At 67.7% G+C, this 18401-nt stretch carries 23 protein-coding genes, 1 tRNA gene and 1 pseudogene; 9 read left to right on the top strand and 16 right to left on the bottom strand.

What is annotated here, in order from left to right:
- Window positions 1-182, bottom strand: a pseudogene (locus OKW78_RS03825) (hypothetical protein); the annotation flags it as partial.
- Window positions 183-271: 89 nt separating this feature from the next.
- Window positions 272-1912: a hypothetical protein gene (locus OKW78_RS03820; RefSeq protein WP_281194145.1), complete on the bottom strand. Its 1641-nt coding sequence runs from the start codon at window positions 1910-1912 to the stop codon at window positions 272-274.
- Here OKW78_RS03820 and OKW78_RS03815 point away from each other — a divergent pair.
- Window positions 1898-2128, top strand: a complete 231-nt coding sequence (locus OKW78_RS03815) for a hypothetical protein (RefSeq protein ID WP_281194153.1) — start codon at window positions 1898-1900, stop codon at window positions 2126-2128. The two genes, OKW78_RS03820 and OKW78_RS03815, sit on opposite strands and share 15 nt — an antisense overlap.
- A gap of 304 nt (window positions 2129-2432) precedes the next feature.
- Here OKW78_RS03815 and OKW78_RS03810 read toward each other — a convergent pair whose 3' ends face one another.
- Both OKW78_RS03810 and OKW78_RS03805 read right to left on the bottom strand, forming a co-directional pair.
- Complete coding sequence (locus OKW78_RS03810; protein ID WP_281193974.1) at window positions 2433-2609, bottom strand: hypothetical protein; 177 nt, start codon at window positions 2607-2609, stop codon at window positions 2433-2435.
- 174 nt (window positions 2610-2783) lie between these two features.
- Window positions 2784-2858: transfer RNA gene (locus OKW78_RS03805), tRNA-Arg, on the bottom strand.
- Window positions 2859-2970: 112 nt separating this feature from the next.
- On the opposite strand from OKW78_RS03805, the gene OKW78_RS03800 reads away from it, so the two are divergent.
- Both OKW78_RS03800 and OKW78_RS03795 read left to right on the top strand, forming a co-directional pair.
- Window positions 2971-3576 carry an AAA family ATPase gene (locus OKW78_RS03800; RefSeq protein ID WP_281193973.1) on the top strand — a complete coding sequence of 202 codons (606 nt, stop codon included), beginning with the start codon at window positions 2971-2973 and terminating at the stop codon, window positions 3574-3576.
- Complete coding sequence (locus tag OKW78_RS03795) at window positions 3573-4022, top strand: RNA-binding domain-containing protein (protein WP_281193972.1); 450 nt, start codon at window positions 3573-3575, stop codon at window positions 4020-4022. Before OKW78_RS03800 ends, OKW78_RS03795 begins: the two co-directional genes overlap by 4 nt.
- A gap of 55 nt (window positions 4023-4077) precedes the next feature.
- Here OKW78_RS03795 and OKW78_RS03790 read toward each other — a convergent pair whose 3' ends face one another.
- Window positions 4078-4659 carry a transporter gene (locus OKW78_RS03790; protein WP_281193971.1) on the bottom strand — a complete coding sequence of 194 codons (582 nt, stop codon included), beginning with the start codon at window positions 4657-4659 and terminating at the stop codon, window positions 4078-4080.
- Between the two features lie 79 nt (window positions 4660-4738).
- Complete coding sequence (gene nth, locus OKW78_RS03785) at window positions 4739-5551, bottom strand: endonuclease III (RefSeq protein ID WP_281193970.1); 813 nt, start codon at window positions 5549-5551, stop codon at window positions 4739-4741.
- A 125-nt stretch (window positions 5552-5676) separates the two neighbouring features.
- On the opposite strand from nth, the gene OKW78_RS03780 reads away from it, so the two are divergent.
- The 3 genes from OKW78_RS03780 (at window position 5677) to OKW78_RS03770 (ending at window position 7586) form a co-directional block, all read left to right on the top strand.
- Entirely contained in the window at window positions 5677-6051 is a 375-nt protein-coding gene (locus tag OKW78_RS03780) for a YlbF family regulator (protein ID WP_281193969.1), read from the top strand.
- A 60-nt stretch (window positions 6052-6111) separates the two neighbouring features.
- Entirely contained in the window at window positions 6112-6876 is a 765-nt protein-coding gene (locus tag OKW78_RS03775) for a MinD/ParA family protein (protein ID WP_281193968.1), read from the top strand.
- An 83-nt stretch (window positions 6877-6959) separates the two neighbouring features.
- Window positions 6960-7586, top strand: a complete 627-nt coding sequence (locus tag OKW78_RS03770; protein ID WP_281193967.1) for an ATPase domain-containing protein — start codon at window positions 6960-6962, stop codon at window positions 7584-7586.
- A 44-nt stretch (window positions 7587-7630) separates the two neighbouring features.
- Here the strand turns inward: OKW78_RS03770 and OKW78_RS03765 are convergent, their stop codons facing one another.
- Window positions 7631-7888, bottom strand: coding sequence for a hypothetical protein (locus OKW78_RS03765; protein WP_281193966.1), 258 nt, complete (start codon window positions 7886-7888; stop codon window positions 7631-7633).
- A 177-nt stretch (window positions 7889-8065) separates the two neighbouring features.
- Window positions 8066-9013: a peptidylprolyl isomerase gene (locus OKW78_RS03760; RefSeq protein WP_281193965.1), complete on the bottom strand. Its 948-nt coding sequence runs from the start codon at window positions 9011-9013 to the stop codon at window positions 8066-8068.
- A gap of 92 nt (window positions 9014-9105) precedes the next feature.
- Here OKW78_RS03760 and cyaB point away from each other — a divergent pair, with 92 nt between their 5' ends.
- Complete coding sequence (cyaB, locus tag OKW78_RS03755) at window positions 9106-9681, top strand: class IV adenylate cyclase (RefSeq protein WP_281193964.1); 576 nt, start codon at window positions 9106-9108, stop codon at window positions 9679-9681.
- A gap of 8 nt (window positions 9682-9689) precedes the next feature.
- On the opposite strand, the gene OKW78_RS03750 is transcribed toward cyaB, so the two are convergent.
- Window positions 9690-10208 (bottom strand): MaoC family dehydratase, encoded by a 519-nt coding sequence (locus OKW78_RS03750; protein WP_281193963.1) that lies wholly within the window; start codon window positions 10206-10208, stop codon window positions 9690-9692.
- Window positions 10209-10326: 118 nt separating this feature from the next.
- Between OKW78_RS03750 and OKW78_RS03745 the strand changes: the two genes are divergently transcribed.
- Both OKW78_RS03745 and OKW78_RS03740 read left to right on the top strand, forming a co-directional pair.
- Entirely contained in the window at window positions 10327-11274 is a 948-nt protein-coding gene (locus OKW78_RS03745) for a CoA ester lyase (protein WP_281193962.1), read from the top strand.
- A gap of 108 nt (window positions 11275-11382) precedes the next feature.
- On the top strand, window positions 11383-12636 hold the full coding sequence (locus OKW78_RS03740; RefSeq protein WP_281193961.1) for a Glu/Leu/Phe/Val dehydrogenase: 1254 nt from the start codon (window positions 11383-11385) through the stop codon (window positions 12634-12636).
- A gap of 55 nt (window positions 12637-12691) precedes the next feature.
- Here OKW78_RS03740 and OKW78_RS03735 read toward each other — a convergent pair whose 3' ends face one another.
- The 7 genes from OKW78_RS03735 to OKW78_RS03705 form a co-directional block, all read right to left on the bottom strand.
- Complete coding sequence (locus OKW78_RS03735) at window positions 12692-13159, bottom strand: hypothetical protein (protein WP_281193960.1); 468 nt, start codon at window positions 13157-13159, stop codon at window positions 12692-12694.
- 90 nt (window positions 13160-13249) lie between these two features.
- On the bottom strand, window positions 13250-13966 hold the full coding sequence (locus tag OKW78_RS03730; RefSeq protein ID WP_281193959.1) for a diphthine--ammonia ligase: 717 nt from the start codon (window positions 13964-13966) through the stop codon (window positions 13250-13252).
- Between the two features lie 147 nt (window positions 13967-14113).
- Entirely contained in the window at window positions 14114-15403 is a 1290-nt protein-coding gene (locus OKW78_RS03725) for a dicarboxylate/amino acid:cation symporter (protein ID WP_281193958.1), read from the bottom strand.
- 96 nt (window positions 15404-15499) lie between these two features.
- Window positions 15500-16069, bottom strand: coding sequence for a hypothetical protein (locus tag OKW78_RS03720; RefSeq protein WP_281193957.1), 570 nt, complete (start codon window positions 16067-16069; stop codon window positions 15500-15502).
- 148 nt (window positions 16070-16217) lie between these two features.
- A complete protein-coding gene (locus OKW78_RS03715) occupies window positions 16218-16562 on the bottom strand; it encodes a glutaredoxin (RefSeq protein ID WP_281193956.1) in 345 nt (114 codons plus the stop codon).
- A gap of 141 nt (window positions 16563-16703) precedes the next feature.
- A complete protein-coding gene (gfcR, locus tag OKW78_RS03710) occupies window positions 16704-17336 on the bottom strand; it encodes a transcriptional regulator GfcR (RefSeq protein ID WP_281193955.1) in 633 nt (210 codons plus the stop codon).
- Entirely contained in the window at window positions 17323-18393 is a 1071-nt protein-coding gene (locus tag OKW78_RS03705) for a glucose 1-dehydrogenase (protein ID WP_281193954.1), read from the bottom strand. Before OKW78_RS03705 ends, gfcR begins: the two co-directional genes overlap by 14 nt.
- Between the last annotated feature and the right edge of the window lie 8 nt (window positions 18394-18401).

Raw genomic sequence — 18401 nt, 5'->3', positions numbered from 1 at the left:
CTCTCGTCCTTGATCTTCAGGCGGTACCAGGGGCCGTACTCTCCCTCACCTTCGGTGAAGTCGAGAACGAGTCCTTCCAGTACGTCACCGGGACCGAGTTCGACAGTCGGCACGTCGCTGTCGGGATCGCTACTCTGGAACTGTTCGAAACCGTCAGGCGGTGTCGGGTTTTCAGTCGACATCTCCAACTGTTAGTCGAAAGAGAAGTTATGTATAACATTAGCCTAGGCTAAGTGAAAGTAGTCAGAGACGAGCCGTCGAAGATTTCGGTTTACTTCTCAGCAGGTGGAAGCATACACGGTCGCGGTTCGTCGCGGTCCATCTCCGGATTAGAGACGTGATAGTCGTTAACGACGAGGAGCCGATCGGCGACTTCGGGCTCCGTAATGCCGTCCTTGACGAATCGACCAGCGATCACTTTCGGATCGTGGCTCGCCACTTCCGAGCGAGCGTCACGGAATACCTCTCCCTGTACGAGATCGTTCGCGAGGCGAGTGTTCTCGATGATGTTCTTGACCGGCAGCTCGAGCGACACCATGTCGACACCACCCCCGCCGGGCTGGTGTTCGTTCCCCTCGCGGTCGACGATCGCCTTCAGCTCGTAGCCGAACTCCGGTACGGTCGAGTGACGGTCGACCACCTCGAAGTCCGGTTGTTCCTCACCGTTCAGCAGCTCGCCGACGAACTTCTTGAACGACGGGTCGATGTTCAGATGTGCGAGCATCGCCGGGAGAGAGACGTCTCTCCCGTGTACCTCGAGGTAGTCCTGAACTCGATCGCGGATCAACGCCTTCCGAGGCGATTCTCCGTATGACCACGCACTATCCGCACTCGGCCAGCGTTCGGCGAGCGATCGGTTAGTCTCAGGTTGCGGCGAGGATATCGCTACATCAGCCGCCCAGTAGAGATCGTCGTCGAGGACCGACTCCTGTTCGGGCGGACCGTCGAGCCGGTCCTGGTCGATCGTCCACGGTGAGCCACAGCACGAGCAAACTACGTCGTCGCCGTGGCCGTCGTCCCATCGGACGCGTTCTCCGTGTGGGTCGACCTGTCCAGATTCTTCGTTCTCGGCACGTTGTTCACACCGATCGGCGCGGATGGCCTGATTCACGGTTTGGGACCGTGAGGTCCGTCGACGAGCTGCCGACCAGTAGACGGCACCCCAGGCGATGTACTCGATCGGCTTGTCGAGCAGGTCCTCGGTATAGCCGCCCATGTACGCGGCGAGGTAGGAACCGAGGTTACCGACGTCTGCGTTCATCGAGATACAGCCGTCGTCCTCGAGGAGATAATCGTCGATAGCCTCATAGTTGTGAGCGGACCAGCCAGCGGGATCGCACACTTCGAGGTGTTTGTCGATCACTCGTTCGAACTCGGAGGCGACCGGACGGAGATCGTCAAAGCGACCGCCGTCGAAGTAGACGCCGACGTGGATGTGCGTGTAACAGGCGTTAAGCCCCGGTTCTTCGTCAGGGTTCGAGGATGTACCCATTCCGTGCGGTTCTGCCTGGAGCCAGTAGCCCCACTGTTCGGGCTCGAGGTCGAGATGATATTCCATCACGTTCCGAAGCGTGTCGCGGACGCCGCCGTAGCTGAACGCGTCGTGAATCTCGTCCATTTGGTCGACGGGAGAAAGTCGGTTTCCGTTCGGAACTGACGACGCGGTCAGCGTGAGCATGGTCGTCACCGGGTCATTCCACGCAGGGATCGCTTCGCCACCGGACGGACGCTTGCCACCAGACATCTGTCGCTGGAGCGCGCGGGCCCGTGCGTACTGCTTCTTGCTGTACTCCTTTCCCCACGCGTCGACGAGCGGAACGTCGAACTCGTCGCCGGATTCTCGATCTTCGAATCGAGCGAGCATTCCTTTGTACTCGTGGTGCGCCCGGAGGAACGCGTGAACAGCGTCGATCCACGTCCCGGCGGACCGTTTGCGGAGACTGTCGACAGCGAAGGCGTCTTCCAGCGGGTGATCAGGGTCGACGAATTCCTTTTCCCAGTCGGCTTCCGTGACGATCCGACGAAGTTTCCGCCCGTGCGTGGTCGAGAGGGGTTGATCGGCGAGATGGGGGTACTCAGTAGCGAACTCGCTCACACGTTCGACGATGGGATCGGCGTCCTCCTCTAATCCGGTGAGAGAAGCCGTTACAGAGTTAGTCTCCTTGGAAGGCCAAGACGCACCACCTTCGTCGGGAGCGCTCATCGCTCACCTCCAGGTGTGCGCGACAGCGACCGCTCCGCGACCGCACCGCCACTCGTTTGGCTCCCTTCGGTCGCCTGTGCGCGGTCGGCACCGTTCGGTCCGGGTACGCCGGACCTCACGGACCGCAAGGTTGCCGACCGCTCGGAGAGACTGCCGAGGGTCGCGTCGACGAGGCGAGCGAGATCGTGCCGGACCCGTGGGGAGGTGAACCGGCGCGCAGCTGGCCGGCTCACTTCTCGTCGGGATTATCGAGGTCGTCGGGCCGCTCGAGGCAGTCCAGGGCGTGACCGTACTCGACACCGGTTGTCGAGTTCCGGGTACACCGCTGGTTACAGAAGGCGCACCAGAACTCACCTGGACCGTCAGCGGTCAGGGTCGTCCCGGTCGAGCCGTCGGTCAGGCTCACCGCCGATCACCCCCGAGAACAACGAAAACCGCGCGACTACGAAGGGTCGCGTTCAGGTTCTGAACGGACACCGAATCGCAGGTTTCAGACCCGAACAGAAAACCGGACTCTAAGGGCCTGAAGTGGTTGTTATATCGCGTTTCAGGAACGACCCAAGAACCGAAGGTTTTGGGACGAGCACGATGGGATTCGAACCCACGACCATCGGATTAGAAGTCCGACGCTCTATCCTGGCTGAGCTACGTGCCCTCGGTTCGGTCATCCGGGCGGGCGGGTAAAAACCGTCGTGGTTCGCGTCGCCGCGGCCGGTGTGCGGACGCCAACGGCAAGCCTAAGTCCACGACACCGGTAGCCCCCGGTAATGAACGTCATCGGTACCGTCGGCCTCCCGGGAAGCGGCAAGGGAGAGGCGGCCAACGTCGCCGAGGCGGCCGGCGTCCCGGTCGTCGTCATGGGCGACGTGATCCGCGAGGAGTGTCGCGATCGGGGCCTCGATCCGGCCGAACACCACGGGCGGATCGCCGGCCTCCTCCGCGAGGAGGAGGGTGACGACGCCATCGCCGCCCGAACGATCCCGCGGATCCGCGAGGCGGCCGACGATGCCGAGGCGGAGACGGTCCTCGTCGACGGCCTCCGCTCCACCGTCGAACTCGAGGCCTTCCGCGAGGCCTTCGGCGACGAGTTCACGCTCCTGGCGATCCACGCCCCCTTCGAGCTTCGCGCCGAGCGGCTCGGCGAGCGCGGCCGCGACGACTCCGACTCCGACCTCGAGGCGCTCCGCGAGCGCGACGAGCGCGAGATCGATCTCGGACTGGGCGAGACGCTCGAGCGCGCGGACGTCGAGATCGACAACACCGGGACGCTCGAGGCGTTCCGCGATCGAGTCCGCGAGGTCCTCGGTATCGCGGCCGAGAGCGACTCCCACGCGACCGGACCCGCCGACGCACGGGGAGGTGAGAGCCCGTGATATACAGCGTCGACGTCCGGATCGTCGCGCCGGTCAACGACACCGAGGTGACGGACCGGGTCGCCGACGCGGTCCGGAACGTGTTCCCCGACGCCGAGCCGGTCCACGAGGACGGCCGCCTCGTCGCGGAGACGCACACCCTCGATGCCTTTTCGGACGTGCTCCACGAACAGGAGATCCTCGACACCGCGCGGCGGGTGTTCCTGCGCAACTCGACCGACGACGGCTTTTCGTTCGCTTTGAAGAAGCAGGCGGCCTTCGAGGGCGTCGTCAACTTCGCGGTGGGCGACCCCGACGAGCTCGGCGACATCGACATCGAGGTGCGCGTCCGCGAGCCGGACGTCGAATCGTTCGTCGACTACGTCGCACCCGAGACCGACGAGGGGCGGCCCGTCGACCCCGTTCGGGAGTACGGCGACCGGTTCGACCCCGAGGACGGGTACTGACGCGCTGGCGACGCTGGCCGATCCGTGCGTCGCCGGGGTTCGGCGTTCGTTTCGCTTATTCGTTCCCGAGGAGCGTCGCGGCCGCGCCGCCGAGCGCGCCGAAGCCGACGGGGTAGACGACTCCCGCGAGGAGGCCGGCCGTCGGGAGGACGGGGGCGATCGTCCCGTCGCCGATCGAGTAACCGAAGGCGACGACCCCGAACAGCGCGAGCGGGAGGTATCCGACGGCGACGAGGCCGCCGGCGAGAGCGCCCTCGGTCGGCTCAGCGGTCGACGCGAGCCGCCCCGCGAGGAGGCCGGCGGCGAGCAGGAGGGCCGGCGGGACGACGTACATCGCTGCCAGTGACCCGGCGTCCGCCTCGGCGATGAAGTTCACCACTCGGGTCCCGCCGAGCGGGGCCGGCACCTCCGTGGCGACGAGGTGTGCGTTGTAGAACACCCACCCGACCGCCTTCCACGCAGGGATCGGGTCGCCGCCGAAGAGGTCGGCGAAGACGTTGAACCCCCGGAGCTGTTCGCCGACCCGGCCGCGCTGGGTCGCGTACACGACCAGGTAGCCGAGGACGTACGCCGCGAGTCCGCCCGCCGCGCCGGTAGCGAGACGCCGCATCGTATCCGCGCGCTCGGTGGGTGACATACCTCCCGTCGTCGCGGACGCGGTAAGTGCTTGGTGGACCGACAGCGTCGGTGACCGCGTCGCCGGGGTCGCCGAGAGGTCAGTCGTCGGTCGTCACCGTCTCCCCGGGATCGACGAAGGAGCCATCGAACTCGTCGACGCCGACCCGGTCACACAAGTCGTACAGCGGGCAGGCTTCCGGATCGTCGAGACAGGCGGGATCGCGCGCGGAGCAGTACTCCCGGCCGAACTGGATCATCGCGGTGTGTCCGAAGCCGCACTTCTCCGGCGGCACCTCGGCCTCGATGGCCTCGCGGACCGCCTCGTGGTCGGCGTCGGGCGGGGCCAACCCCATCCGTCGGGCGATCCGGTGAACGTGAGTGTCGACGGGAAAGACGCCGCCGCGGCCGCCCGCGAAGAGCAGGACGCAGTCGGCCGTCTTCGGGCCGACCCCGTCCACGGACAACAGCGTCTCGCGCACCTCGCCCGGATCGCTCTCGGCGACGAACCGGTCGAACGCCTCGGTGGAGTCGAACTCCCGGAGCGCCCACGCGGCCGCCTCCCCGATGACCGTCGACTTCCGGTTGTACAGTCCGGCGGACGCGATCGTCTCGGCGAGCTCGTCCCGGTCGCCGTCCGCGAGCGTCTCGGCCAGCCGCTCGGCGGGACCGTACCGTTCCATCAGCGAGTCGTGTGCGGGCTGGCTCGCCTTGTCGGACGTGTTCTGTGAGAGGATCGTCCGGACGAGACACTCGAACCCGTCGCGGCCGCCGTACGCCTTCCGCCAGTACAGCTCGCCGAGTTCGTCGACGACGGCCTCGGCACGGGAGTCGCCGTCGCCGGGCGCGAACTCGTCGGTCTCGCCGCCGCCGTCCGGACCGCCGCTGATGTTCTCCGCAGGCTCGTCGGGCATGGTCGTCGGTTGTGCGTGATCGGTCAAAAGGCTCGTGTCCGTGCCGGGTCGGTGATCGGGTCCGGGATCCGACCGCGATCCGCCCCCTCCGGCAGGTTGAAACCGATCGCCCCGTAACGGGAACCATGAGCGTCGAACAGGCCCCCATCGAGGAGCTCGGACGCGAACTCGGCGAGCGGATCGCGGCGACCCCCGAGTACGAGCGCTTCGAGGAGGCACGCGAGGCGGTCCAGCACGACGAGGACGTCCAGGAACGGATCGACGAGTTCGAGCGGATCCGCGCCGAGTTCATGCAGGCGCGCCAGACCGGTGACGCGACCCAGTCCGACCTCCATCGCGTCCAGAACGCCCAGGAGGAACTCCACTCGATGCCCGCGATGAGCGAGTTCCTCGACGCACAGGACGACCTCTCGGACCGCCTCGAGTCGGTCAACGAGGCGATATCGGAACCGCTCGCGGTCGACTTCGGCGGCGAGGCCGGCGGCTGCTGTCACGACTAGTCCCCGACCGGCTCCTCCCTCGACCGTCCCTTTATGTGCCATAGCGACCCAGCCCGTCGCGTGATAGCCGTCGCCGGCGGAAAGGGTGGAAGCGGAAAGACGACGACGACCGTGGGACTCGCGCGGGCGCTCTCGCGACGCGGCGCGCCGGTGGTCGCCGCGGACGCGGACTGGGACCTCCCGAACCTCGCGGAGCTGGCGGACGAGACCGGAACGCCGGTCGCGACGCCCGAATCGCCTCGTTCCGGAGCGGTCGAGTCCGAAACGCTCGAGGCGAAATCGACGGGGAGCGGATCGGTGGGGAGCGGATCGATCGAACCGGGAGGACGCTCGACGGTCACGCAGGTCGCTCGTGGAAAGCGACCGGTCCCGGTCGATCGCTGCGCACCGGTCGTGCTCGACGCGCCGGATCGGCCGCGACAGCACGACGCGGCCGTCGTCCTCGAAGACCTCGACGACGTGGTTCCTGAGGACGCCCCGCTTCTCCTCGACTGTCCGGCCGGAGCGTCACCGGACGTGGCGGCACCGCTACGCGCGGCCGACCGGTGCGTGTTGGTGACGCCGCTTCGCCGGCCCGCGCTTCGGGACGCCGCGAAGACCGCGGCGATAGCTCGCCGGCTCGAGTGTCCGCCCCTCGGGGTCGTCGTCACCCGCGGGCGGTCGGTTCCGGACGCGGTCTCGGAGCTGTTCCGCTGTCCGGTGCTCGGCCGGATCCCGGCTCGGTCGCCCGTACCGCTCGAGGACGCGGCGGTCGAGGCGGCGTACGACTCGGCCGCGGAGACGCTCGTCGAGACGTACGGTCGCGACCGGTGGCGGATAGCGTGAACCGACGGCGGAGCGTCGAGTCGGGTCGTCGTCGGGTTCGAGTCACCGACAGAGCCAAACGTCCGGGCGAGTCAGTTGCGCGCATGGAGCGGCTGCCGACCGGGATCCCGGTCTTGGACAGGGAACTCGACGGCGGGCTCCCCGCCGGGAGCGTGGTGACGTTGAAGGCCGACCCGGCCAGCCAGTCCGAGCTGTTCTTGAACACCTTCGCGGGCGTCCGGGAGAGCCTGTATCTGACGACCGTCCGGTCGGCCGAGGCGGTCGAGAGCGGCCTCTCCGCGTCGTCCGTCGAGACCGGCGACCCGGTCGTCGAGGCCGTCGACGGCGAAGGTCCGATCGAGAGCGTGCGCACGTACTTGTCGTCGATCCCGGACGGCGGGACGGTGATCGTCGACTCCACGGAGCCGCTCGAGGACGCGGATCCGGTCCGGTATCGGTCGCTACTGGCGGACCTCGACGAGCGAATAGCCGAGGCGGGTGCGACCGTCGTGCTCCACGCGCTCAAGACGGGCGGCGAGCGGTCCCGGAACCGTCTCGCGACCGAGCAGGTCGCGGACGTCGTCTTCGACCTCCGGACGGTGGTCACGGGGACCGCCATCGAGAACCGTCTCGCGGTGCCGAAGTTCCGTGGTGGGGCCGCACTCGAGGAACCGGTCAAGCTCAAGCTCACCGACACCGTCTCCGTCGACACGAGCCGCGACATCGCGTGAGCGACCGGTAGGGGCGGAGATGAGGGCCGGCGCGGGATGGATCTCTACAGAATCCCGACGACGAGCACGACGATCCCGGCGCCGAGCGCGACTGCCGCCCAGTTACGCGGCGTGTCCCCCGATCCGTAGGGCCCGCCCTTCCGCGAGAAGAGGTACGCGGCGTACACCCCGAGCGGTGCGAGCGACGGTAGCGTACCGACCGTTATCCCCGACACGACGCTCGAGAGGACGGCGACGGTGATCGTCGCGATACCCGCGGCCGCGGCGACGACGAGGTCCTCGCGTGCCCGTTCGATCTCCATACTCGTGAGTGTCGGTCGGAGTACGCAAAAGGATCGGTTCGTTCGCGGGACGGAATCGGCGCGCGGAGGACGGTTCGACGGGGGAGGAAGCGTCCCGTTCGACGGAGCGGGTCGAAACTGCCGCCTGTCACGCCAACGATCCGGAGCGTCGGCGATCTCGTCGGCGTCGACCGGAGGTTACTCCTCGTCGAGTTCGTCGGCGATCTCGTCGGCGTCGACGTCGATGTCTTCCAATGCCTCCTCGATGTCGCCGGCACCGGCGCCGCCCATGCCGCCCATCATGCCGCCGAGCCCGCCCATGCCGCCGCCCTCGATGACCTCCTCGACGACGACGCGGTCGAGGTCGAGCCGGCCCATGAGGTCCTGGGCGATCTGCTGTTTCTGGAACATCCACTGCTGGTTCATCTGCATCGCCTGGGTCGCCGTGACGTAGAGGACGTCCTTTTCGACCTCCTCGGTCTCGACGACCTCCTCGCCGTCGTCGTCCTCGGTGACGGTCTCCTCCTCCTCGGTGACGGTCTCGATCCGGACTTCAGGGGCGTCCTGGAGGTACATCCCGAGCATGCCGGCGGCCTTCTCCTCGCGGTCCTCGATGACCTCGAGCACCTCGTACTCGTACTCGAGGTCCTCGCCGGCCAGCGGGTGGTTGAAGTCGACGCGGGCGCGGCCGCCGATGATCGTCTCGAGGTGACCCTGGCGGTTGTCGATCTGGACCTGCGCGCCGGGGTAGCGGCTGTCCTCGGGGATCTTGTCGGCCTTGACCGTCTCGACCTCGTCGGGGTCGTACTCGCCGAAGGCGTCGTCGGCGGGGACGTCGACGGTCCCCTCGTCGCCGACGGACTTGCCGATCAGTTCCTCCTCGACGGACGGGAAGACGTGGCCGGCACCGAGCGCGACGATTCGAGGCTCGAAGTCGTACTCGTCGGTGTCGATCTCGGCCTCCTCGGCGACGTCCTCGTCGGTCGTGTCGATGACGTCGCCGTCGTCGGCCGTCCGGATGGTGTAGGCGAGTCGAACGAAGTCGCCGTCCGCGAGTCCGGCGTCCTCGGTCTCCGGTTCGGCGTCCGATTCGGCGTCGGCCTCTTCGGCGCTCTCGGCCGCGTCCGCCTGCTCCTGATCGCTCATAGCGGAACATCACCCGTTACACTCTTAAGGCGCACGGTTCGGGCCGGGAACCGTCCCGTCGACCTTTTCACGGCCCCCGGCGACGCGGACGTATGTACGAGGTCGAGATCAAGGTCCCGGCGTCCCTCGGAACCGTCCGGGACCGGCTCCGCGAGCTCGACGCCGACTCCGTCGAGATCCGCCGGCAGCGGGACGTCTACTACGACGCGCCCCATCGCGAGTTCGTCGAGACCGACGAGGCGCTGCGGATCCGACGGGAGACGGCTCTCGAGGGACGGAACCGAGCGGGTGACGAACCCGCCGACGGGGAGTCGGTCCGACTCACCTACAAGGGGCCGTTGGTGGACGACGGGTCGAAGACTCGCTCGGAACACGAGACCGGGGTCGACGACGGCGAGGAGCTCGCCGGCGTCCTCGACGGCCTCGGCTTCGAGCCCGCGGCGACCGTCGAGAAGCGCCGTGAGTACTGGCGCTTCCGGGGGTTCACCGTCACGCTCGATTCCGTCGATCGGGTCGGCGAGTTCGTGGAGATCGAACGGGAGATCGAAGCCGCGGACGATATCGGTCCAACCCGGGAGGCCGCGATAGAGACGCTTTCGACGCTCGGACTCGACGCGGACGACCAGGTCCGAACGTCGTACCTCGGACTGCTGCTCGCGGACGGGTAGGGGACCGTCTAGTCGCTCGCGTCGGCGTCGTCGCCCTCGGGTCGCTTCAGCGAGAGGGCGGTCCGCTCGAACGAACAGACGAGCACGTCGTCGTCTCCATCGCCCTCCTTGACGTCGCCGTCGTCGCCCGCGTTTGCGACTTTGAACGCCTCGACGCGCATGGTGACGATCCCACGGTCGCCGTCGCTCGTCTCGTGCTTTTCGAGCACCGTCGATCGCGCCCGGATCGTGTCGCCGTGGAAAACGGGATTCGGATGTTCGACGTCGTCGTACGAGAGGTTGGCGACGATCGTCCCGTCCGTCGTCTCGGGGATCGAGACGCCGACCGCGAGCGACATGGTGTAGAGGCCGTTGACGAGCCGTTCGCCGAACTGCGTGTCGGCCGCGAACGCCGAGTCGAGATGGAGCGGCTGCTGGTTCATCGTCATGTCACAGAACCGCTGGTTGTCGGCCTCGCTCACCGTCCGCCGCCGTCGGTGTTCGATCGTCTCGCCGACCTCGAACTCCTCGTAGTAGCGTCCCGTCATGGCGAACACCTCCACGGGCGGTCACATATCGCTGTCGACCGTGCCGGTCGTCTACCATCGAATCGGTGACTGTGGGTCCCACGATCGATTTATTGTCCGGCCGCGAGGAGGCACTCACATGTCCCGTCGGAGTCTCCTGTTCTCGCCGGGCGACAGACCGGATCTGATGCGAAAGGCCCCCGGAACGGACGCGGACGTACTGTGTTTCGACCTGGAGGACGCGGTCGCACCCGCGCGCAAGGACTTCGCTCGTGAGTCAGTACGGTCGGTCCTCTCGGATCCCGCCTTCGACCCCGACGCGGAGGTGTGCGTGCGTCTGAGCCCGAACGAGCCCGATACCGATCTCGACGCGCTCGTCGGCCCGGACGGAACGGACGGCGGAAGCGGTCGGGACGGCGGGAGCGTCGCCCCCGGAACGGAGGGAGACCTCCGGCTCGACGCGGTCATGCTCCCGAAGGTCGAGGCGGCCGCGGCGGTCGATCGGGTCGCCGACTCGTGTGCCGACCGCGGGATCGACCCCGTCGTCTTCGCGCTCGTCGAGACCGCGGAGGGAGTCCTCACCGCCCGGGAGATCGCGAACGCCTCGGCGACGACGGCCCTCGTCTTCGGCGCGGAGGACCTCGCCGCCGACCTCGGCGCGACGCGGACCGCGGAGGGGACGGAGGTGCTCTACGCCCGTGAACACGTCGTCCTCGCGGCCAGCGCCGGGGACGTCGACGCGCTCGACACCGTTCACACCGACTTCACCGACGAGGAGGGACTCCGCGAGGAGGCCGAGTTCGCGGCCACGCTCGGATACGACGGCAAGCTGGCGATCCATCCGGATCAGGTCGACCCGATCAACGAGGCGTTCACGCCCTCTACCGACGAGATCGAGTGGGCCGAGTCGGTCCTCGACGCCCGAGACGCCGCGGACCGGGCGGATCGGGGCGTCTTCTCGGTCGACGGCGAGATGATCGACGCGCCGCTCGTCGCGCAGGCGGAGCGCGTGATCGAGCGCGCCGTAGCCGCCGGAGTTCGAGAGAGCCGACGGGGAGGGTTGACGGGAGCCGACGGGGAGGGTTGACGGGAGACGACGGGGAGGGTTGACGGGAGACGACGGGGAGCACTGGCAGATCGTACTCGAGCGGACCGCAGCCGCCACCGTTAACTCACGCGGTTGGGATGGACCGGTATGAGCGAGGAGGCGAACCCGTACGAGAGCCTGAAAGAGCAGATCGATGACGCCGCGGCGTACCTCGACGCCGACGAGGGGGTCATCGAGCGGCTGAAGAACCCCGAACGGGTGCTGGAGACGAACTTGACGTTCGAACGCGACGACGGCTCGCTGGAGACGGTCCGTGCGTACCGCTCGCAGTTCAACGGCGACCGCGGTCCCTACAAGGGCGGGATCCGGTATCATCCCGGCGTCACTCGCGACGAAGTGAAGGCGCTCTCCGGCTGGATGGTGTACAAGTGTGCGGTCGTCGACATCCCGTACGGCGGCGGAAAGGGAGGGATCGCGATCGACCCGGCCGACTACTCGACCGACGAGCTCGAGCGGCTCACGCGGAGCTTCGCGACGGAGCTCCGGCCGCTGATCGGCGAGGACCGTGACGTCCCCGCACCGGACGTGAACACCGGCCAGCGGGAGATGAACTGGATCAAGGACACCTACGAGACGTTGGAGAACACGACCGCGCCGGGCGTGATCACCGGGAAGGCGCTCGATTCGGGCGGAAGCGAGGGACGGGTCGAGGCGACCGGTCGGTCGACGATGCTCGCGGCCCGCGAGACCTTCGATTGGCTCGACCGAGACATCGAGAACGCGACCGTCGCGGTTCAGGGATACGGCAACGCCGGCTCGGTCGCGGCCGCCCTCATCGAGGACCTCGGCGCGACCGTGGTCGCCGTCTCGGACTCGAGCGGCGGGATCTACGACGCCGACGGGCTCGACGCTCGCGAGGTCAAAGACCACAAGGTCGAGACGGGGTCGGTCTCGGGATACGGCGACGCCGAGCCGATCACCAACGAGGGGCTGTTGATGCTCGACGTCGACGTTCTCGTGCCCGCCGCCCTGGAGAACGCCGTCGACGCCGACCTCGCGACGGACCTCCGGGCGGACGTCGTCGTCGAGGCGGCGAACGGCCCCCTCACGCCCGGCGCGGACGACGTGCTCACCGAGCGCGGGACCTGGGTCGTCCCCGACGTGTTCGCGAACGCGGGCGGCGTCACCGTCTCGTACTTCGAGTGGGTTCAGAACCGGCAGCGGTTCCACTGGACCGAGTCGCGCGTCAACGAGGAGCTCGAACGCACCATCACCGAGGCGTTCGACGGGATCGTCGAGGCCTACGAGCGGGAGGAGCTCCCGAACCTCCGGACCGCCGCGTACGTCGTCGCGCTCCGCCGAGTCGTGAACGCCTACGAGCAGGGCGGCAACTGGCCCTGAACCGGTGACCCCGGAAAGCGCCGCGGCGGTCGCTCGGACGTCGCTCGGACGTCGATCAGACGTCGAACAGCCGCTCGGCGTCCGCCGACTGGCGGCGGTAGATGCCCCGTCCCTTCAGCCTGGGGACCGGGTGCGTGTGGAGTTCCTCGGCGTTCGTGTCGTATACCAGCGGGAACACGTTCGTCCGTCGCTCGGCGACGGTGTACGACGTCGCCGCCGACACGACCGCGTCGTCGGGGGAGCCGACGGCGAAGGCGACGTAGCCGATCGGGGTGGTGCCGTCCCGTTCGCCGAGCCGGGAGAGGATCTCGCCCCGGAACCGGTCGGCCACCTCGACGACGTCGTCGGGGTCGTAGTCGTCCGCGTCCGCGACGGCCGCGAAAAGGGAAACGCTCCCGACCGTCGGGTCCTCCTCGCGCGTTCGCCAGAGTCCGTCGACCCCGGAGACGTCGCCGTCGAGTCGGTCGAATCCGTGTTTCCGTCGGTTCGCAGCGACCGCCTCGCAGTACCGATCGAAGTCCATGTCACCACGAGTGGTCCGCGTGGTGAAAAGTGACACACATGGTGGCAGGACTTCCGCGCGGGATACGCACGACTCGCGACCGATCTCCGGTCAGGCCAGCTCGGCGTCCGTCACCTCGAGGTGGCCGCGGTCGCCCTCCCAGACCGTCCGGTACGAGAGGTCGATCCGGCGGTCCATGTGGGGCCCGTCGACCACGAACGTCTCGAACTCCCCGCCCTCGCCGAGCGGGTGGACGCCGTACTCCTCTCGAAGGTCGAGCAGCTCGTCGAGGGCGTCGGCGTCGTAGCGTCGTCCGAGCCACGACTCGTCGAGGCCGTAGGCGGCCACCTGGACGATCCGGACCTCGAAGCCCGCCTCGAACATCGCCTCGGCGAGCGCGACGGGATCCTCCCCCCAAAGCGGCGCGAAGAGGTCGATCCCGAGCCGGTCGCACATCGCGCGGATCCGGCTGGTCTGAAACTCGCTCTCGACGGCCCCGGCGGTGACGCCCGCCAGACCGAACCCGTCGGTCGCGGCCAGCTCCCGGAGGGCGGCCTCCATCGGCTCCAGTTCGGCGTCGCCCTGGACGCCAGCGTCGTCGACGTCGTCGGCTCCGAAGTCGTCCGGTTCGACCTCCACGAGGTCGATCCCGATGCTCTCGGCGGCGAGTTCGGCCAGGTGCGTCGCCGGCGTGTGGTACATGTAGGAGTCGCCGGCGGGGTGAACGGTGAGGAGTCGAGAGACGTTCAGTCCCTCCTCGAGCGCTCGATACAGCGCCCACGAGGAGTCCTTTCCGCCCGAAAAGAGGCTCACCCAATGGTCCGTCATACCGTCGGTAGGGCGGGCGACGCTTAAAACGTCGAGGAAACGCGAGCATGCGGACGGAACGGACGAGAAACACGGACGGAACGGACGAGAAACACGGACGGAACGGACGAGATACACGAGAGAACCGAACGCGGGAGACGGCTCGCCTCAGTCGGCCGGCTGTGGCGTGTCGCCGCCCCAGACGCCCGCGGTGAAGTCGACCGCGCCGTTCCACTTCGCGACGACCGTCGTCACCGCGAGGTCGCCGGAGATGTTCGTCATCGTCCGCAGCCGGTCGAGGATCGGGTCGACGCCGGCGACGAAGCCGACGACCTCGAGCGGGAGTCCGAGCTGGGTCAACACGAGCGTCAGCATGATGAGCCCCGTGCCGGGAACGCCGGCCGACCCGATGCTCGCGAGGACGGCGATGAGGACCACGGTCAACTGCTCGAAGAGCCCGAGCTGGACGCCGACCAGGTTCGCGGCGAACACCGCAACGACGCCCTGGTACAGCGCGGTCCCGTCCATGTTCACCGTCGCGCCGAGCGGCAGCGAGAAGCTGTAGACGCTCTCGTCGATCTTCAGGTACTCGTCGGCGTTCGACATCGTCACGGGGAGCGTTCCGCTCGACGAGCGGATGCTCAACGCGGTCACGAGCGCGTCACGACCGCCGACGAGGAAGTCGACCGGCGACTGTCGGGAGAAGAGGACGATCAGGATCCCGAGATGTACCACCGCGATGTGGATCGCGACGGCGAGCACCAGCGTGAGGATCAACAGCGCGAAGGGGACGATCGCGTCGACGCCCGCCTGGCCGAAGACCGCGGCCATCAGCGCGAACACGCCGAGAACCCCGAACTCGAGGACGCCCCAGACGATCTTGAACATCGCCTCCGCGCCCGCCTCCGCGAGGTTGAAGAAGGACTCGACGCCCTCGGCGACGTTCTCGCTCACGTCCGACTCCTGGACGACCGCGAGCGCGTACGCGAACACGATGACGAAGAAGATCAGCGGGAGGATGTTCCCCTCGGCCATGGCGGCGAAAGGGTTCTCCGGAACGATCCCGAGGATCACTTCGACGGGGTCCGGCGCGTCGGCCGGGTCCACCTCGGCGTCGCCCAGCGTCAGGCCCGTGCCCGGATCGATCAGGTTCGACACCGCGAGCCCGATGAACACGGACAGCGTCGACGTGAGAGCGAAGAGCCCGACGGTCTGTCCGCCGACCCGTCCGAGCTTGCTCGGCGTGAGCCGGCGTGCACCCATCAGCAGGGTGAACACCACGATGGGAATGATGAGCATGCTCAACAGTCTGACGAAGAGGTCACCGAGAGGCCGGAGCGCCGTCGCCGGCTCGCCGAGACCCAGCCCCAAGAGCGAGCCGAGAAGGAACGCGACTCCGATCCGATACACGATCGGGACCGACCGGTACCTCGACCACGCGTCTGAAACGAGACTCATTTCGTCGGTACTCCGAGAAGGGGATAATAAAGTCTGTTCGTGTGGCGTCGAGAGGAAAACAGCGCGCCGTCGCGTCGTCTCGATCGCGTCGTCGACTCAGTCCGAGATGAACTCGTTGTCGCGCCAGTTCACGCCGCCGTCGCCGTCGCCCGCGCCCTGCGGGCTCTCGACGACTTCGATGCTCGCGGGACGGGACTCGCCCTCGACGATCCGGGTCGCCTCGAGCTCGCCGTCGGCCTCCGTGATGGCCGTGAGCGTCCCCTTCTCCGCACGGGTCGCGATCTCGCGGAGCACGAGGAACATCGGGTACTGGAGCGCGGTGTTCTGGAGGACGGTCTCGCGGTCACCCTTGAAACACGCGAACTCGACGAGTTCGGAGGGGATCTCCTCCTCTTCGTCGTCCATCCACTGCGGACCGCCGGCTCGCGGGGGCTCCTCCTCGTACACCCGGGTCTCCGTCACCGAGGCTTTCAGCTGGGCCGTCGGGGTGTACTTGCTGATGCTCTCGTCGTCGGACAGGGCCTTGATGATGAGGGTGTTGTTTCGACGCGTGATGTCGATGTCGTCGATCTCCGCGGGGAGGTCGGGGTCTTCGTCGAAGTACGCCTCTACGTCTTCGAGTGGCAGTTCGAGCGTCGAATGAAGTCGGAACACGCGGCCTGTCATTGTTTACTGGGATGGGTGTGGGTCGGACCGGTCGTCGCGACGCGGGCGGTAAACGACTGCACCTACCCCACCTAGGTGACGTAGGCTTATATGGGCTACTCTTCGGAGGGCTCGGAAGCGGGCGGGACGGTTTCGGGCGACTGCGCGGCTACTCGGCTCCGAGCTCGGCGGCCAGCTCGCCGCGCTCTTCGAGCTCCCCGAGCACGTCGCTGCCGCCGACGAACTCCCCGTCGACGAACGTCTGCGGGATCGTCTCCCAGCCGCTGTGATCCGCGAGCGCGTCTCGGTAGGCCGGAAGCGCGGGCAGCACGTCGACCGTCTCGAACTCCTCGACGTGCCCGCTTATCAGCTCGATGGCACGCTGTGAGTAGCCGCACTGCGGCATCAGTCGGTTCCCCTTCATGAAGAGCACCACGTCGTTGTCGGCTATCGCCTCGTCGACGCGCTCGCGCACTACGTCCTCGTCCATGTCGCTTTCGGGCTGGAACGTCATGAGGACCGTTAGGCGGCGACGAGCCAAAGGGGTTCCGGCCGCCCACTGCGAGAGCAACTCGCCCGCGACTCCCTCACCCGGGACCGGCTCGTCCGCGGTCCGCTCGCTCTTCCACTCGCGGTTCGCTCACTCGCGGTCCGCTCACTCGCGATCGACGCTGACGACGTCGACGAGCGAGTGGACCGGAACGCCGTCGAGCTCGTCGTAGCCGACCTTGTCGACGAGCACGACGCACGCGACCGGCTCGCCGCCGTGTTCGCGGATCGCGTCGATCGACTCGCGCATGGTCGTCCCCGAGGTGACGATGTCGTCGACGACGTAGCAGTCGCGGTCGCGGATCGCGGCGAAGTTCCGGGAGAACCCCCCGCCGTGGTCGGCGATGTCACCCTCCTCCCACTGGTGTTTCGCCGGGGCGTACGTGCCGAGGTCCGTGTCGAGCTCGCGAGCGACCGCGGTCGCGAGGGGAGCGCCGGCCTTCTCGATTCCGACGGTCAGGTCGACCGACTCGCCCTCCTTCGTGAGGAGGTCGGCCATCGCCTTCGCGGCGTAGGTGAGCCGCGTGGAGTCGCGACCGAGCGCCGACCAGTCCACGTGGATGTCGGCGGTCGTTCCGGCGTCGGTCTCCGGTGCGCCCCCGTCGTTTCCGCCGGCGCGCTCGACGAGCCAGCTCGCCGTCTCCCGCGAGACGTTCAGCTCGTCGGCGATCTCGCCCTTCGAAAGCCCGTGTTCGGCGAGCTCGGCCGCGCTGTCGATCAGGTCGTCAACGTTCTTCATATGCGGCGAATTCGACCGCCGTTTTAATAGTCGTGTCGTCATCCACGAAGGCCGCCTCGAACGACTCGAGCGGATGGACGCCGGTGACCAGATCCGAGAGGAACGGCTCCGAGAGCACCGACAGCGACTCGACGGCCGCCTCGAAGTGTTCGTATCCGGAGTTGACGCTGCCCACGAGCGCCTTGTTGTGTAAGACGAGCTCGCGGTGGAGCCGGCCGCCGTCGACCTCGAACGTCCAGTCGCCGGGCACGCCGAGCAGCGCCGCGACCCCGTTCGGCGCGAGCGCCTCGATCGTCTCGAAGGCGTGAGGCGCGTACCCCGTCGCCTCGTAGACGAGGTCCATCGGCTCGTGGACGTCGGGAACGTCCGGGACCGACGTGTCGTTCGAGTTCACGTACGTCGCCCCGAGCGACTCGATCACGTCGATCGTCGGGTCGGGTCGTTCCCGGCGGCCGAGACAGTAGATCCGATCGAGGTCCGCGTCCAGCATCGCGACGGTGAGCAGTCCGAGCGAGCCGTTCCCCAACACGAGCGCCGAGTCCGGCTCCCAGTGGAACGCGGACCGGCTCGCGAACGCGTGTTCGAGCGCCTTCTCCGTGATCGACGCGGGCTCGACGAGGAAGCCCCACTCGGCGAGTTCGGGCGGGATCTCGACGAGGAACTCCGCGGGGCTCGTGAAGTACTCGGCCATGAAGCCGTGCGCGCCCACGATCCCCCGCTCGTGATACTCGCCGTCGGGGGCCATGTCCGGCTCGCCGCGCGCGAAGTACTCGTTCGCGCCGTTCGGCGGCCGGCGGACCGTCGGGACGACCACGTCGCCGACCTCGAACGGCGTGTCGTTCGGCTCCTCGACGACCCCGACCGCCTCGTGACCGAGCACGATGTGGTCTTCTCCCTCGGGTCGTCCGCCGTGGCCGCCGGCGATGACTTCGTGATCCGTCCCGTCGACGCCGACGCGGAGCGTACGGACCAACGCCTCGCCGGCCTCGGGCTCCGGACGTGGTTTCTCGATCACGACCGGCTCGGTTCCGTCCTCGTACACGGCGATCGCTTTCATACGCGGAC

Source organism: Halorubrum sp. F4 (assembly GCF_027257195.1).
In the GTDB taxonomy this organism is placed as follows: Archaea; Halobacteriota; Halobacteria; order Halobacteriales; family Haloferacaceae; genus Halorubrum.
This window is presented reverse-complemented; position numbering and strand designations above follow the sequence as displayed.

What these genes read in the sequence shown, in the direction of transcription:
- gfcR (WP_281193955.1), bottom strand. Translation starts at nt 17,336, where the DNA reads ATGAAGAACGTTGACGACCTGATCGACAGCGCGGCCGAGCTCGCCGAA.
- OKW78_RS03740 (WP_281193961.1), top strand. Translation starts at nt 11,383, where the DNA reads ATGAGCGAGGAGGCGAACCCGTACGAGAGCCTGAAAGAGCAGATCGAT.
- OKW78_RS03765 (WP_281193966.1), bottom strand. Translation starts at nt 7,888, where the DNA reads ATGGAGATCGAACGGGCACGCGAGGACCTCGTCGTCGCCGCGGCCGCG.
- OKW78_RS03735 (WP_281193960.1), bottom strand. Translation starts at nt 13,159, where the DNA reads ATGGACTTCGATCGGTACTGCGAGGCGGTCGCTGCGAACCGACGGAAA.
- OKW78_RS03750 (WP_281193963.1), bottom strand. Translation starts at nt 10,208, where the DNA reads ATGACGGGACGCTACTACGAGGAGTTCGAGGTCGGCGAGACGATCGAA.
- OKW78_RS03760 (WP_281193965.1), bottom strand. Translation starts at nt 9,013, where the DNA reads ATGAGCGATCAGGAGCAGGCGGACGCGGCCGAGAGCGCCGAAGAGGCC.
- OKW78_RS03790 (WP_281193971.1), bottom strand. Translation starts at nt 4,659, where the DNA reads ATGTCACCCACCGAGCGCGCGGATACGATGCGGCGTCTCGCTACCGGC.
- cyaB (WP_281193964.1), top strand. Translation starts at nt 9,106, where the DNA reads ATGTACGAGGTCGAGATCAAGGTCCCGGCGTCCCTCGGAACCGTCCGG.
- nth (WP_281193970.1), bottom strand. Translation starts at nt 5,551, where the DNA reads ATGCCCGACGAGCCTGCGGAGAACATCAGCGGCGGTCCGGACGGCGGC.
- OKW78_RS03720 (WP_281193957.1), bottom strand. Translation starts at nt 16,069, where the DNA reads ATGACAGGCCGCGTGTTCCGACTTCATTCGACGCTCGAACTGCCACTC.
- OKW78_RS03725 (WP_281193958.1), bottom strand. Translation starts at nt 15,403, where the DNA reads ATGAGTCTCGTTTCAGACGCGTGGTCGAGGTACCGGTCGGTCCCGATC.
- OKW78_RS03745 (WP_281193962.1), top strand. Translation starts at nt 10,327, where the DNA reads ATGTCCCGTCGGAGTCTCCTGTTCTCGCCGGGCGACAGACCGGATCTG.
- OKW78_RS03705 (WP_281193954.1), bottom strand. Translation starts at nt 18,393, where the DNA reads ATGAAAGCGATCGCCGTGTACGAGGACGGAACCGAGCCGGTCGTGATC.
- OKW78_RS03780 (WP_281193969.1), top strand. Translation starts at nt 5,677, where the DNA reads ATGAGCGTCGAACAGGCCCCCATCGAGGAGCTCGGACGCGAACTCGGC.
- OKW78_RS03730 (WP_281193959.1), bottom strand. Translation starts at nt 13,966, where the DNA reads ATGACGGACCATTGGGTGAGCCTCTTTTCGGGCGGAAAGGACTCCTCG.
- OKW78_RS03770 (WP_281193967.1), top strand. Translation starts at nt 6,960, where the DNA reads ATGGAGCGGCTGCCGACCGGGATCCCGGTCTTGGACAGGGAACTCGAC.
- OKW78_RS03715 (WP_281193956.1), bottom strand. Translation starts at nt 16,562, where the DNA reads ATGACGTTCCAGCCCGAAAGCGACATGGACGAGGACGTAGTGCGCGAG.
- OKW78_RS03800 (WP_281193973.1), top strand. Translation starts at nt 2,971, where the DNA reads ATGAACGTCATCGGTACCGTCGGCCTCCCGGGAAGCGGCAAGGGAGAG.